General features: G+C 36.4%; 6 protein-coding genes, 1 tRNA gene and 1 pseudogene. 6 read left to right on the plus strand and 2 right to left on the minus strand.

Features of this window, described 5'->3' with window-relative positions:
• The first annotated feature begins 26 nt into the window (after positions 1-26).
• The 4 genes from dnaE to KO521_RS13985 all read left to right on the plus strand — a co-directional run bounded on the left by dnaE (position 27) and on the right by KO521_RS13985 (position 6,116).
• A complete protein-coding gene (gene dnaE / locus KO521_RS13970; protein ID WP_215940503.1) occupies positions 27-4,463 on the plus strand; it encodes a DNA polymerase III subunit alpha in 4,437 nt (1,478 codons plus the stop codon).
• Positions 4,464-4,602: 139 nt separating this feature from the next.
• Positions 4,603-4,920: a thioredoxin gene (trxA, locus tag KO521_RS13975; protein WP_038237640.1), complete on the plus strand. Its 318-nt coding sequence runs from the start codon at positions 4,603-4,605 to the stop codon at positions 4,918-4,920.
• A gap of 119 nt (positions 4,921-5,039) precedes the next feature.
• Positions 5,040-5,969, plus strand: coding sequence for a DUF58 domain-containing protein (locus tag KO521_RS13980; RefSeq protein WP_215940504.1), 930 nt, complete (start codon positions 5,040-5,042; stop codon positions 5,967-5,969).
• A 73-nt stretch (positions 5,970-6,042) separates the two neighbouring features.
• Positions 6,043-6,116: transfer RNA gene (locus KO521_RS13985), tRNA-Asp, on the plus strand.
• Positions 6,117-6,878: 762 nt separating this feature from the next.
• Here KO521_RS13985 and KO521_RS13990 read toward each other — a convergent pair.
• Positions 6,879-9,383 carry a right-handed parallel beta-helix repeat-containing protein gene (locus KO521_RS13990; protein ID WP_215940505.1) on the minus strand — a complete coding sequence of 835 codons (2,505 nt, stop codon included), beginning with the start codon at positions 9,381-9,383 and terminating at the stop codon, positions 6,879-6,881.
• 565 nt (positions 9,384-9,948) lie between these two features.
• Between KO521_RS13990 and KO521_RS13995 the strand changes: the two genes are divergently transcribed.
• Together KO521_RS13995 and KO521_RS14000 are read left to right on the plus strand one after the other, a co-directional pair.
• On the plus strand, positions 9,949-10,788 hold the full coding sequence (locus KO521_RS13995; RefSeq protein ID WP_215940506.1) for a polysaccharide biosynthesis/export family protein: 840 nt from the start codon (positions 9,949-9,951) through the stop codon (positions 10,786-10,788).
• Between the two features lie 132 nt (positions 10,789-10,920).
• Positions 10,921-12,051: pseudogene (locus tag KO521_RS14000) on the plus strand (IS3 family transposase).
• A gap of 185 nt (positions 12,052-12,236) precedes the next feature.
• Here KO521_RS14000 and KO521_RS14005 read toward each other — a convergent pair.
• Complete coding sequence (locus KO521_RS14005) at positions 12,237-14,687, minus strand: GumC family protein (protein WP_215940507.1); 2,451 nt, start codon at positions 14,685-14,687, stop codon at positions 12,237-12,239.
• Between the last annotated feature and the right edge of the window lie 258 nt (positions 14,688-14,945).

Consider the following 14,945-nt stretch of genomic DNA (forward strand, 5'->3'; position numbering starts at 1 on the left):
TTTTTTAAGCTCAAACACGCACTTTTATGTACCTCATTTTCGATACGGAAACCACTGGACTTCCCAAGCGTTGGGATGCCCCTATTACCGACACAGACAACTGGCCTCGTTGTATACAGATAGCTTGGCAGTTGCATGACGATATGGGTAAATGCATTGAGCATGAAGATTATCTAGTTCGCCCAGAGGGGTTTAACATTCCTTATGATGCCGAGCAGATTCATGGTATTTCTACTGAGCTTGCAGAACAAAAAGGTATTTCCCTTGCAGAGGTTTTGGAGAAATTCAACATTGCCATGTCTAAAACAAAATTCATTGTTGGGCAGAATGTAGGGTTCGATTTAAATATTATGGGCGCGGAATTCCACCGTTTGGGTGTTGAAAATCCGTTACAAGAACTTCCTGTTTTAGATACCTGTACAGAGCATACGGCACAATTATGCCAGATCCCTGGCGGTAGAGGTGGTAAATTCAAGTTACCTACATTAACAGAATTGCACCAATATTTATTCGGAGAGCCTTTTGGCGAAGCGCATAATGCAACGGCCGATGTTGAGGCAACTACACGTTGTTTTCTAGAACTTATCCGTAAGCAACAGTATACAAAAGAACAGTTAGATGTTCAACCCGATTATTTCAAGAATTTCTCTGAGGCTAATCCGCAGGAAATTGAACTTATCGGTCTTAAACACATCAACCTTAAAAAAGCATCGAAAAAAATTGCCGATGCACTTTGGGCAAAAGATACGGGCGGCGTTTCTCAAGAAGAGATAGAAGAAAACCTAGCTACCTTAGAGAACGCAAGTTTCTCACATTTACATAATCACACACAATTCTCCATATTACAATCTACCATAAGCGTTCCTGATTTGGTAAAAGCTGCTGCAAAAGCCAAAATGCCTGCGGTGGCCATGACGGATCATGCGAATATGATGGGTGCATTTCATTTCGTAAACGGAGTGTTAAATCATAACAAAGGTGTTGTTTCTAGAAATGAAGCAAATCAGAAAAGATTTGAAGCCACACAAAATGGCACTTTAGAAGAAGGTCAAGAGCCCTTAACCGAACTACCGGAACCTGAACAAGAAATAACTCCTATAATAGGCTGCGAGTTTCAGGTCTGTGAAGATCATACCAACAAATCACAAAAAGACAACGGCTACCAAATAGTAATGCTCGCCAAGAGCAAGAAGGGTTATTTGAACTTAGCCAAGATGTCATCTATTGCCTTCGTTTCGGGTAAATACTATGTACCTCGTATCGATAAAAAAGTAATTGAGCAGTACAAGGAAGATGTCATGGTGCTGACAGGAAACCTATATGGCGAGGTTCCTAGTAAAGTATTGAACGTTGGTGAAAAACAAGCCGAGGAAGCATTAATTTGGTGGAAAGAGACTTTTGGCGATGATTTTTATATAGAAATCATGCGCCACGGTCAAGAAGATGAAGATCGTGTTAATCAAGTCTTGATTCAGTTTGCCAAAAAACACAATGTAAAGCTGGTAGCCACAAATAACACCTACTACGTAGAAAAGGAAAATGCACACGCGCATGACATTCTTTTATGTGTAAAAGATGGTGAAAAACAAGCCACACCAATTGGTCGTGGTCGCGGCTATCGTTACGGATTACCAAACCAAGAATACTACTTTAAGTCATCTGATGAGATGAAAGAGCTTTTTAAGGATATACCTGAAGCTATCATCAATATTCAAGAAATCGTTGACAAGGTAGAGACCTTTACTTTGGCACGTGACGTACTGTTGCCTGCTTTCGATATTCCTGAAGAATTTCAGTTCGAGGAAGACAAGCTGGATGGTGGCAAACGTGGTGAAAATAAATTTCTACGCCACATTACCTATGAAGGCGCAAAGAAAAGATATGGTGAAATTACACCCGCCATTGACGAGCGATTAGATTTTGAGCTTAAAGTAATTGAAAAAACGGGCTATCCTGGTTACTTCTTGATTGTGGAAGATTTTATTAGGGCAGCAAGAACTATGGATGTATCCGTAGGTCCTGGTCGTGGATCTGCCGCAGGATCTGCCGTTGCTTATTGTTTATGGATTACGAATCTAGACCCTATTAAGTACGACCTACTTTTTGAGCGTTTCCTAAATCCGGATCGTGTAAGTATGCCCGATATTGATATTGATTTTGATGATGAAGGGCGTGGTCGTGTAATGGACTATGTAATTGATAAATACGGGGCTAACCAAGTGGCACAGATTATCACTTATGGTACCATGGCTGCTAAATCTGCTATTAGAGATACGGCACGTGCCCTGGATTTGCCTCTGCAAGATTCAGACCGCATGGCAAAGTTGATACCCGATATGTCTAAACTAAAAAAGATTATTGGGGTCGATGAAAAAGTCTTGAGATCAAAATTTAGATCAGAAGATTTAGAAAAGATAAATGAGCTTTTAGCGATTTCCGAGGGTGATGGTCCTGAATCGGAAACTTTAAACCAGGCGTACATTTTAGAAGGTTCGGTTCGTAACACCGGTATTCATGCCTGTGGGGTTATTATTACCCCAGATGACATTACCAAGTTCGTACCCGTGGCACTTGCCAAAGATTCCGAAATGTACTGTACTCAGTTTGACAACTCCGTTGTGGAGGATGCCGGATTGTTAAAGATGGATTTTTTGGGATTGAAAACGCTGACCTTGATTAAGGACACCGTTAAAATCGTAAAAGCAAAACACGGTGTTGAGCTAGACCCAGAGAATTTTCCGTTAGATGATGTAAAAACATACGAGCTCTTCCAAAGAGGAGAAACAGTTGGTGTATTCCAATATGAATCTCCCGGAATGCAGAAACACATGAGATCGCTAAAACCTACCGTTTTTGCGGATCTTATTGCCATGAACGCCTTGTACCGTCCTGGTCCAATGGAATACATACCAAGTTTCATTGCCCGTAAACACGGTACCGAAGAAATTGTATATGACCTTGATGCCTGTGAAGAATACTTAGCGGAGACCTACGGTATTACGGTTTACCAAGAGCAAGTGATGCTCCTTTCACAGAAGTTGGCGGACTTTACAAAAGGTGAAGCCGATGTCTTGCGTAAGGCAATGGGTAAGAAGCAGAAGCACGTACTAGATAAAATGAAGCCAAAGTTCATTGAACAAGCTTCAGCCAAAGGACATGCAGTTGATAAATTGGAGAAAATCTGGAAGGATTGGGAAGCATTCGCAGCCTACGCCTTTAACAAATCTCACTCCACCTGCTATGCATGGATCGCATACCAAACCGCATATTGCAAAGCCCACTACCCTGCTGAATATATGGCGGCGGTATTGAGTAATAACATGAACGATATTAAACAGGTTACCTTCTTCATGGAAGAATGTAAACGTATGGGCTTGGATGTTTTGGGACCAGATGTAAATGAATCTTACTACAAGTTTGCCGTAAACGATGCCGGTGCTGTCCGTTTTGGAATGGGTGCCGTAAAAGGTGTTGGTCGGGGCGCGGTAGAAACCATCGTAGAAAACAGAAAAGAAGAAGGACCCTACAAATCCGTATTCGATTTTGCGAAACGAATAGATCTTCGTGCAGCAAATAAAAAAGCATTTGAAAGTTTAGCCGTTGCAGGAGGATTTGATTCTTTTGGTGATACACACAGAGCACAGTATTTTCATAATGAAGGAGACGGAGTCACCTTTTTAGAAAAGACCATAAAATACGGAGCTAAATTTCAAGAAAGCGAGAACTCTAGCCAAGTAAGCCTATTTGGCGAAGCCAGTGATGTACAAATACCTGAACCCGTTGTTCCTCCTTGCGAGGAGTGGGGAACCATGGAAAAACTGCGCCGCGAGAAAGAAGTTGTAGGTATTTATATATCGGGACACCCGTTAGATGATTTCAAAACAGAGGTAAAAGCATTTTGTAACGCCTCGCTTTCCAACTTAAGCGACCTTCAAACTGTCGTAAATAGAGAACTGGCCTTTGCAGGAGTTATTACAGACGTACAGCATAGGGTATCCAAAAACGGAAAAGGATGGGCATCGTTCTTAGTGGAAGACTATACGGAATCTTATGACTTTCGGATTTTTGGTGAAGAATACCTTAGATTCAGACATTTCTTAATGATCAATTCATTTGCTTACATCAAGATATTTGTAAAAGATGGATGGATGAACCGCGATACTGGCAAGAAAGGTGACCCCCGGATACAATTCAACAGTTTTATGTTACTGCAAGAAGTGATGGAAATGTATGCCAAGAAATTGACCATTAAGTTAAATATTGACGATCTTAAAGAAGAAGATATTCACCAATTACAGGATACCCTTATTTCGTACCCAGGAAATCATCCACTTAACTTTATAGTTTATGAGATGGAAGAAGAGATAAAAGTAAGCCTATCCAGTAGAAAACAAAAAGTACAGATTAGCAGTGAACTTTTGGCAACTCTTACCGAAAATGAAGTCCATTATAAACTGAACTAGGAAAGCAACTTATATACTCATATAAAATTTGAACCCTATAAATAACATTGATAACACAATAGCTAAAACCAATGTGTCGTTAGTAAGGAAACAGTTAGATATTTGACTAACTTTGCATAATATATAAAAACAGAAAATCATGGCATTAGAAATAACAGACGCTACTTTTGACGAAGTAGTTTTAAAAAGTGACAAACCAGTAGTAGTTGATTTCTGGGCAGCATGGTGTGGACCATGTAGAATGGTAGGCCCAATCATTGAAGAAGTTAGCTCTGAATACGAAGGCAAAGCGGTTGTTGGTAAAGTAGATGTTGATGCTAATCAAGAATTTGCGGCTAAATATGGTGTGCGTAACATCCCAACTGTATTGGTATTCAAAAATGGTGAAATCATTAACCGTCAGGTTGGCGTTTCTCCAAAGAAAGTTTACACAGACGCGATTGACGCAGCTTTATAATTTTAATTTCTCCCGAATGGGATATAAAAAAAAATCTCGCTTTTAGCGGGATTTTTTTTATACCCAAAACTGATGCTTCCCCCAATTTTAGTTTTAGGTTTAATGCCTATCTTAGTAATATGAACCTGCAATCCGAATTAAATAAAACTTCACTTTTTTCAAATCTAGAGCTTTTGGCCAACCAAGTAGTGGAAGGTTTCATAAGTGGTATACATAAGAGTCCGTTTCATGGCTTTTCCGCAGAATTTGCAGAGCATAAGATTTATAATGATGGGGAAAGTACAAAGCACATAGACTGGAAGCTTTTTGCGAAGACCGATAAACTGTACACCAAAAGGTATGAAGAAGAGACCAATTTAAGGTGTCATATGATATTGGATAGTTCAGCCTCTATGTATTATCCTGAAGCAAAGGATTTATCAGCTACCAATTTGAATAAAATCGGTTTTGGAGTCTTAGCCATCGCAGCTTTAATGAACATCCTTAAAAGACAGCGAGATGCCGTTGGGTTAAGTGTATATTCGGACAACTACAACTTTTATTCCCCAGAAAAGGGAAGTGAAAGGCACCACCAAATGCTTTTAGCAAAGTTGAGTGAGATCAGTTTGGACACCAAACCGGCCCAGCAAACGGAAACCTATACCTATTTGCATCAAATAGCGGAAAATATAAAAAGAAGAAGTCTCATTTTTCTTTTTACGGATATGTTTCAAAATTCTGAAAATGATGAAAAAATATTTGATGCTCTCAGACATTTAAAATACAACAAGCACGAAGTAGTATTGTTTCACCTTTTAGATAGATCTACAGAGTACCATTTCGATTTTGACAATACCCCCAAACGTTTTCTAGATGTGGAGACCGGTGAACATATAGATTTATATTCCAACAATATAAAAGAAGCTTACGAGCGTAGTGTAACCGCTTATTTTGACGATTTAAAACTAAAGTGTGCCCAGTATAAGATTAAATATGTGGAAGTTGATGTAAAGGGAGACTTCTCCAAAATACTTAATACCTATTTGGTAGAAAGAAAGAAATTTATCTAATGATGAAATATTTTATTGAAAATTGTTTGTGCAATTGAAAATGCGGTGTATATTTGCACTCGCTAAACGCCACGGTCTGGTAGTTCAGTTGGTTAGAATACCTGCCTGTCACGCAGGGGGTCGCGGGTTCGAGTCCCGTCCAGACCGCGAAAAGCCTTCAACGCAAGTTGGAGGCTTTTTTAGTTTGCGCAAATTTAGTTGAAAACTAAAAAATAGGGACGAGAAGCCTGCCTATAGGCAGACAAGTTTATCCGCCTTAGCAGGAAGTCTTGTCCAGACCGCAACAAAGCCTCTCATGAAAATGGGAGGCTTTTTGAGTTTTGAAAGGTTCTCGTCTAAAAAATTTAGGGATAAGAAGTCTCATGCAGACGGTAGAAAGCCTCAAAATATGTTAGGGCTTTTTTCATTTGTGAAGATTTTTTCATAGGCTAAAGGAAACAGACGATAGCAGAGAGAACACTCATGGGTATTTTGACCGCGCATAATATAGACACTTAAATAAGTGTATGCAACATAGATTTTAGATGCTAATTAAAAATTAAGGAAGAATGAATTGCTGTTTTTTAGCGTGTTTCAACAAAACCGTCAGAGAAAACGCATTAGATGTCTATATTTTTTGGAACATCCAAGCGAAGAGGTGGCACACCAGGTCGAAGGGCTTAGGGAGGATTATAACAAATATCAGCCCATAAATCGTTGGTGACAAAGATTACCAACCAAATAGTCAAATCATTTTCATTGAGGCTAGCCCCAATGGAAAAAAAGATCTTTTGATTTAGGGCTGTATGAAATTGGGTAAGTCTTCAGGTATATCGAAATGATGGGATGAAGATTATTATTTTTCCCTCAAAAATCTTATGTGCTTAATTTTAAACTCTGTAAATCTATTTTAAGTAGGACTTATAATTTTTACTCTTCCTTCATTAGTTTTAGATAAGAAGTATTACCCTTATTATCTGAAAGGTGAACAATGTAGATTCCTGTATTCACATTTTCAACCAAAATGGAAAGATCACTTTGATTGGGTTCAATTTTTCCTTTTTTAATCAAAGCACCATTTACACTAAATAAAGAATAGGTGTTGTATTCAGTACCTGCTAATAATTTAATGTGTAATACATTACGTGTTGGATTTGGATAAACAGATATGACGGCATCAGAATTGCTATTGACCTCATTCGGATCATAATTTCCCTTGGCCGATTGGCTGGGCATATTGTTGTTAACTATTCTGACCTCGGTGATACTATTCCAATTATTGCTACCTGAATTTCCTTTTCCAATATATTTTAGGTATTTGGCATTTTGGGATCCTAGATTTATATTTTGTAGCTTATCGGTTCTTTCACTAATTCCATTTGAGACGATATCAGTCCAAAAAGATCCGTCATCAGAAATTTGTATGGCGTAAAAAAACTCTTTTGTGTTTCCGTAGCTATAAGCTATTTGAAATTGGTCAAACTCTTGATTCTCATTTAATTCAAATATAATATCTTCCGCTGTTCCCTCGACGCTCCATTGTGTAGCAAAATCGTTGTCCATAAGGTTGCATGGTGAATCAGTATAGGAATCCCACCCAACGAATATTTGGTTAGGCCGTATACCCGTATTGGGCAGAGGAGAATTACAAACATCTTCATGAGGAATAACGTCTAAAGTTGCTAAATTTTCAAAAGCACCGATATCAATAGTAATACCCTGTGGTCTAACAGTATCATAGTAATCATTAGTTACAAGGTCGATTACAGCGCCATCATCTCTGCCTGCATCAATTGCCGGACTTAAGCTACTTTTAATGATTTTTTCACCTGGAATGTACTTTGGGTCAGAAATTAATCCATTAATATCATGACCAAAGTTTCTCCATGCTGTCAAATCGTTAACCGAAATATCTTCCGCTCTCCATTTGTACTCGCCATTGGCATTATAATAAAGATTATTATCAAAAATATTAATTTCTATGCCGTTGGTAGGATTGTTCTTAAAAACATCTACATCAAACCAACAAGCACTATTATCGAAAAAAACATTATTAAATATGTAATTATTACTTAATGTAGTTGGAAAATTTGAAGGATCTCTTATAATTCTTAGGCCTGCAACTGCTTCAATTTGGGTTCCTAAGTCGAGGTCTTGACCACCTGTGGTATTCATTATTTCATTATTAAATACATTGATATGATCCGATGCTGCAATTTCAATACCTAAACGGCTGTTATGATCAATAATATTGTTATAAATATCAATGTTTCTACTTACCTCTATAAAAATACCTGCATGTTTCGGGCCATTGTCATGAATGTAGTTGTTTCTTATAATTGATTTTCTTCCTATATCGCAATGGTCGAACCACACCCCGGAACCATAGTTGTTGGCTATTTCACTATTTTCCAAAATACCCCACGAATCGCCTCCCGCTTTGATGCCACCTGCATGCCAAAGGAAATTGAAATGGCGATAATTATTATTATTAATTTGACAATTTTTAATTAAAAAATTTGATGTTCTAGTTGCTGAAACACCAACACTTCCATTATTCTTAATAACACAATTAATTAATTGCGAGCCAGTTTTTTCAAAACCAATATCAACACCTGAAATGTCACCATACTGAATATTACAATTTTCAACTTTACAATAATCACCTAATTCAATCATTGCTCCTCCACCACTTTTAAAAGTTGAGGAGTTACTATGTCTGAAATTAATATCTTTAATGTGAACATATGCGGAGGCCCCGGCCATAATAATCCTAGTGATCGTTGAGGCTTCAATGAGATGCCCTTCAGGATCTGCATCATCTCTCAATCGTACGTATAGTGTTTCACTATTCTTATCATAAAAGAATCTACCATCATTCCCATCATCATCAAGGTCGCTAAGATTCATATTATATGGGCTGTTTGGAAGGTCAGGATTTTCAATTCTCCAAAAGCCATCTGCGGCTACTCCTCCAATCGAATTAGCTACCGCACCCGTTTGAATTAATGGTACCCCATCTACAAAAACTTGTTGAGACTCATAAGACCATCCTGCTTTTCGATAAACATTGTTTGAACCTGGAAGTGGTGTCCAATCTCTAATAATTTGAGAACCTTTAATGGTAACATCCTCATTAGGATATGCCATAATGGTAATGGGGTTGCTTTCTGTTCCTTTACGGCTAATTACAGCTCCATCATTGGCTGAGAATTCATCTAGACCCTCAAGTCGATATGTTCCACCCATTATATATAGGGTGTCACCAGCATGCAACATAGCTATCCCTTTTTCTAAGGTTAGGAAAGGACTCCCTATTGTTGTACCCGTACTATTATCATCCCCATTGGTTGCAACATAATAATCAGTTGCTTTGCAAATTTGAATTCCTATTAAAAGGAATACAATAATAGATAAATGTGTTTTTAGATTCATAAGAGTATAGTATCCAAATACCTAGAGCCCTGGTATTCAATATTAAAGTAGGTGTTTCAAATAGTTAGTGTATGCAGGTAACGCAATTACAGAAAAGGATATATACTAGACTTTAAAAAAGAAAGAGAAGTATAATATCGTGAATTTTTATAGCTGGGGATATAGAGAATCATCATAAGGATTTTCACAAATATAAGAAAATGCCTATTACTATGTAATTATATATTTTGGATGTAATACCACCTATAGGCCCGGCCAGACCGCGAAAAGCCTTCAACGCAAGTTGAAGGCTTTTTTGGTTTTAGAAACTGTGGCGCATTCTTTCACTAGTAACTGAATCATTATAAGCTTATGTACTTTCAAAAATTACTTTAGCTACAGCTTTCCAAAACCATTACTGCAATTATAGAATAATCCACCTCCAACTAAAAACCTATGTATCTTGCCATAAATATGTAAAAGCGCAAAGTTCATCGGTTTTATTTGGCAAAAAAACCAAAACCATCTACTTTTCAATTTGAAATTGAAAACACTAACACTAGAATTAATCATTAAAAAGAACATTATGAAATTTCATTTAGGAATAAAACATTTTTTTAAAATGTATGTCATATTAAAGCCAGAAAGAAGGTTTTTACTGTTCTCTTTAAACACAATATTTGTCCTATTTTTTTTAGTATCCTGTGGTAGTGCAAAAAACGCAACTTATTTTAATAAGGACACCAATATTGCTTTTACAAATCGTTCCGAGAATCTAGAACCAATAATTCAAAAAAATGATTTACTTAGCATTATAGTAAGTAGTATAAATCCTGAGGCTGCGGAAATGTTTAACGTATCTAATAATGTTGCCGCCCAATCATCAACCAATGCCGGTAACACTACTAGAGTTTCCGGATATTTAGTAGGCCAAGATGGATCTATACGTTTACCTATATTAGGTAAAGTTGAAGCCGTTGGTAAATCAAAAAGCGTACTAAGTGAGGAAATAACAGCACTATTAGTAGACAGAAAATTATTGCTTGATCCAATTGTTGATATTCGCTACTTAAACTACAAGGTTTCTATTCTGGGAGAAGTGAAAAATCCGTCTGTACTCACAATACCTAGTGAAAAAATTTCCTTATTGGAAGCTTTAGGTGCAGCTGGAGACATTACAATATTTGGTAGACGAGATAATATTACACTTATTAGAGAGGAAAACGGGGTTAAAAGAATGCGAATATTAGATTTGACTTCTAATGAAATTTTTAGTTCACCATATTATTACCTTAAGTCAAACGATATTATATATGTTCAACCAAATAGCGCTAAAGTATCTAGTTCCACCGGTTTCAAAGACTGGATTCCTGTTGTTTTAAGTGGTATTTCATTAGCCATCATAGCTATCGTAAATTTAAAATAAAAACACCACACCAATTTAAGAGGCAGCCGCAACCTTAAGTATAAAGGTTGAAAACAAAGGATTCAATTGTAAGCTTCCCTTAAAACCGAACTGTTTAAAAGTAGAATAATAATCTTAATTTTAAACGGTATTATGAGGAAGAGTAGATTTTCACCCACGCAGATCGCAAAGATTTTAAAAGAGTTCGATAATGGCAAGACCGTTGCGGATATAACCCGTGAACACGGTGTGAGTTCGGCCGCTTTCTACAAGTGGCGTTCGAAGTACGCCGGAATGAGCGGTCAGGAGCTCGGGCGCTTAAAGGAACTGGAAGAAGAGAACCGAAAGCTCAAGCAGATGTACGCCAACTTGGCTTTGGACCATCAAATGGCGAAGGAGATCATCGAAAAAAAGCTCTGAAGCCTTGCCGTAAGCGCAGTATCGCCAAAGAACTTGTTCATTACGGTATCAGCAGGGCGTGCCGTGTCCTAAATATGAGCAAGAGCGTCTATTATTATAAACCTTTGCCGAAGGACGACACCGAAATAGAGGATGCCTTGAGGCAAAAGGCAAAAGAACATTCGGAGGAAGGCTTCTGGAAGGCCTACGACCATTTGCGCAATGAAGGGAAGCCATGGAACCATAAACCGGGTCCACCGTGTGTACAAGGTCCTTGGACTGCCTTTGAGAAGAAAAGTAAAGAAACGTTTGCCCGCAAGGGTGAAAGAGCCCTTAGAGGTGCCTGATAGACTTAACCACACATGGAGTATGGACTTTGTGACCGATATCCTGGAAAACAAGAGACGCTTCAGGTCGTTCAACGTCATCGATGATTTTAATCGAGAAGCACTTCATATAGAAGTCGACTTTTCCTTGACCAGCAATCGCGTTGTCTGGGTACTCAACCATCTCATCAATAGGAAAGGGAAGCCTAAGAAGATAAGAATGGACAACGGCCCTGAGTTCATTGCCCACATAACCAATGATTGGAGCCAGATGCACGGGATAGAGTTCAAATATATCCAACCGGGCAAGCCGACCCAAAATGCTTTTGTGGAAAGGTTCAACGGAAGCTACAGACGTGGGGTGCTGAACAAATATATCTTTGAAAACCTAGACCAAGTAAGGGAACGGACACAGATCTGGATCAACGATTATAACCATCATAGGCCCCACGATGCCTTAGGTAGAATACCGCCCGTAAAATACGCGGAACTTAATTCTTTTGGGGCTAGCCCCAAAAGAATTAAAAACAATAACTTTAATGAAGTTTTAGAAAACTAAGCAGTTCTATCTAGGGGGGCTTACAGTACATCAAATCATTCCTGTAAACAAGGATTAAATCATAAAAATAGACTTTGTTATTTATTTTGATTTCCAAATAGACCTAAGTAATAGGCGCTCTAAATGGCATACTACTACTTTAAGAAAATTACTCCAATAGAAACATCTAACCTTTCAATAAAATATTAGTCTCTTCTTTTTAATATTTTTGATAAAATTTCCGAAACTTTTATTTTAATATAATCAACTGTAGACCTTCCTATAATCATAAGGTTTTCAAAACTCTTATTAAACCCATTTTTCACAGGACCTTGGTCATAACCATAACCATACTCATAGCCATAATTATAATTGTTTTTATCTCCCAACCCTGCACTATTTAACACGTAACACATTTGATTTAATCTACCAGTATCAAATAAATCTTTAGAATACTCTATTAACTTTTTATTAGTAAAACCTGCTCTAACAACAAATAAAGTCATGTCGGCATATTTAGATATTAATGCGGTATCAGATACTAGAATACTAGGTGCCGTGTCTACTATTACATAATCAAACTCATTTTTGGCACTCGAGATAAATTGCTCAAAACGAACACTTGATAATAATTCTGTAGGATTAGATACTATAGTTCCCGCTAAGCAAACTTTAAATAATGAATTGTTCTTCTCCACATTAATAAGGTTACCCTCCCAATCAGTAACAGTACCGTTCAAATAATCAGATAATCCTAAGGCTTTATTCGTGTTTTTAAAATATCGGTGTAATTGGGGGTTTCGTAAATCTCCTCCAACAAGTAAAACTTTCTTATTTAAATTAGAATATGCTATAGCCAAATTCATAGCAACTAGTGTTTTCCCTTCTCCTTTCACTGCGGAAGTGACGTAAATTATTTGTGACTTCTCTTTTGTTTTATTAGCAGAATAATAATTAACATTCGCGCATAATAATCTAAAGGATTCTGCAAGAATAGAGCGATTTCTCGATGACAGTAAATTTTCTGTTTCTGTAAAAAAAGGTATCTCTCCTAGTATAGGAGTTTTAGAGTTTAATTTTGTTATCTCTAGTCTATTATAAATTTTATCATCTAAAAAGAACTTAATAAATAGAAATATAAACGGAATTAATACTCCTAAAAGAATAGAAAAAGGATAAACCAAAGATGTTTTAGGAAAAATTGCACCGTTACCGGTTAATGCATAATCAACTATTTTTAATGATGAGGATGTTACTGCATGGTTTATTGCAGCTTCTTCTCTTTTTTGTAATAATAATAAAAAAAGATTTTCCTTAATACTCTGTTGTCTTTCTATAGACCTCAAAACTTTTTCCTTTTCCGGTAATGTAGAATATTTATTACCGGCTCTGTTCTTTTCTTGGTTTAATTGATATAAAGAAGTTCTTAATTGTTTTTGATAAACATCTACGGTTTTTAAAATATTACCCTTACCTCTTTCTAATTGTCCATTTAATAATTGAAGTGAGGGGTGACTTTCTCCTACACTGTTTAATAATTTTGCTCTTTTTAACGATTTATCATTATAATCTGAAACTAAAGCATTTAAACTGCTATTTTCTAAACCTACATCTGCAGGAAGTAAACTATATTGATCCTCTTTTTTAACTGTTTTTTTTAAAAGATTAGACAACGATATTTGAGTTTCCAAATCAAATAATTCTTCTTCAATGTTAGACTTCGCACTTAAAGCACTCGTTGCATCATTTTCAATATAAGACAAGTCATTTTGCTGCTTGTAATTTTGTTTTCCAATCTCTATAGAATCTAATTCTGTAGTTAAGTATAAAAAACGTTCATCAATAAAATCAAGAGTTCTTTTAGACACTAATTGACGATCTAATATAACATCCTGATTATATTTCTCGATCAAAGTATTTATTATGACTTCGGATTGTTTCGCGTTCTCACCATTAAGCCAAATCGCAATAATGTCCCCTTTCTTCTTAATTGGTTCAATCCTAAGCATATTAGATAGCTGCATTGCTACAGCCTTTTTAGGAAATAGCATCACTTTATAAGAAATGTTTTCAAATTCCTTGACATCAATATTATCTAAAAGTTGAATACTGAATGGCAAACCTGAAACTAATGTGTTTTGAAGATTTAGAGGTGCCGTAAATACTTCTCCTACTATATTTTTTATAACAAAACCATCTTTCTCTAATTCTATATCATATATTAATGGAGAAATTATACTATCCTCTGAAATATGTTTTTTTATTTTAAAAGGAGCGTCCCATATTTCATTTGTCTTTATCGTTCCTTTATAAAAATAATTGACATCTAATTGCAACTCACTAACCACCTGACTAGTGATCCTATAAGATTTTAATACCTCGATTTCATTATCTAAATTTATGCTGGATAACCCCCACATGTTAGAAACGGCCTCCGAGGCAATATCTGTCTGAGCAGAATCATCAATTATTCTAATTTTAGCTACAGAAGCATATATCTTAGTAGTATATCTTAAATATATAAAACCAAAAAATAAGCCTACAATAGCCATGACTAAAAACCATTTCCAGTATTTTAAATATTTTAGAAATATTTCCTTTATAAGAAAGGAATCTTCATCATCATTAGGCTCTAACATATAAGAAGCTTCTTTCATTTTTGCATTCAATTAAAAAATTGAGAAATAATAATTAATAAAATTACTTAATATATCTTAATTATTATATTAACCTTATTCCTTTACGTTAAAACACCTATTATAAAGGGTTAAAGAGTATAATTCTTTATTAATTATTTGTAAGTTCAAGTAATAAGTGCGAAATAAATATTTAAAACTCATGGAGCTAGCCCCATGAGTTTTAGGGTCAATTATCATATTAGTCTTGCATGAATAAATACAAACAGTTAACTTCTG

This window comes from Zobellia uliginosa (assembly GCF_018860745.1).
GTDB lineage: Bacteria > Bacteroidota > Bacteroidia > Flavobacteriales > Flavobacteriaceae > Zobellia > Zobellia uliginosa_B.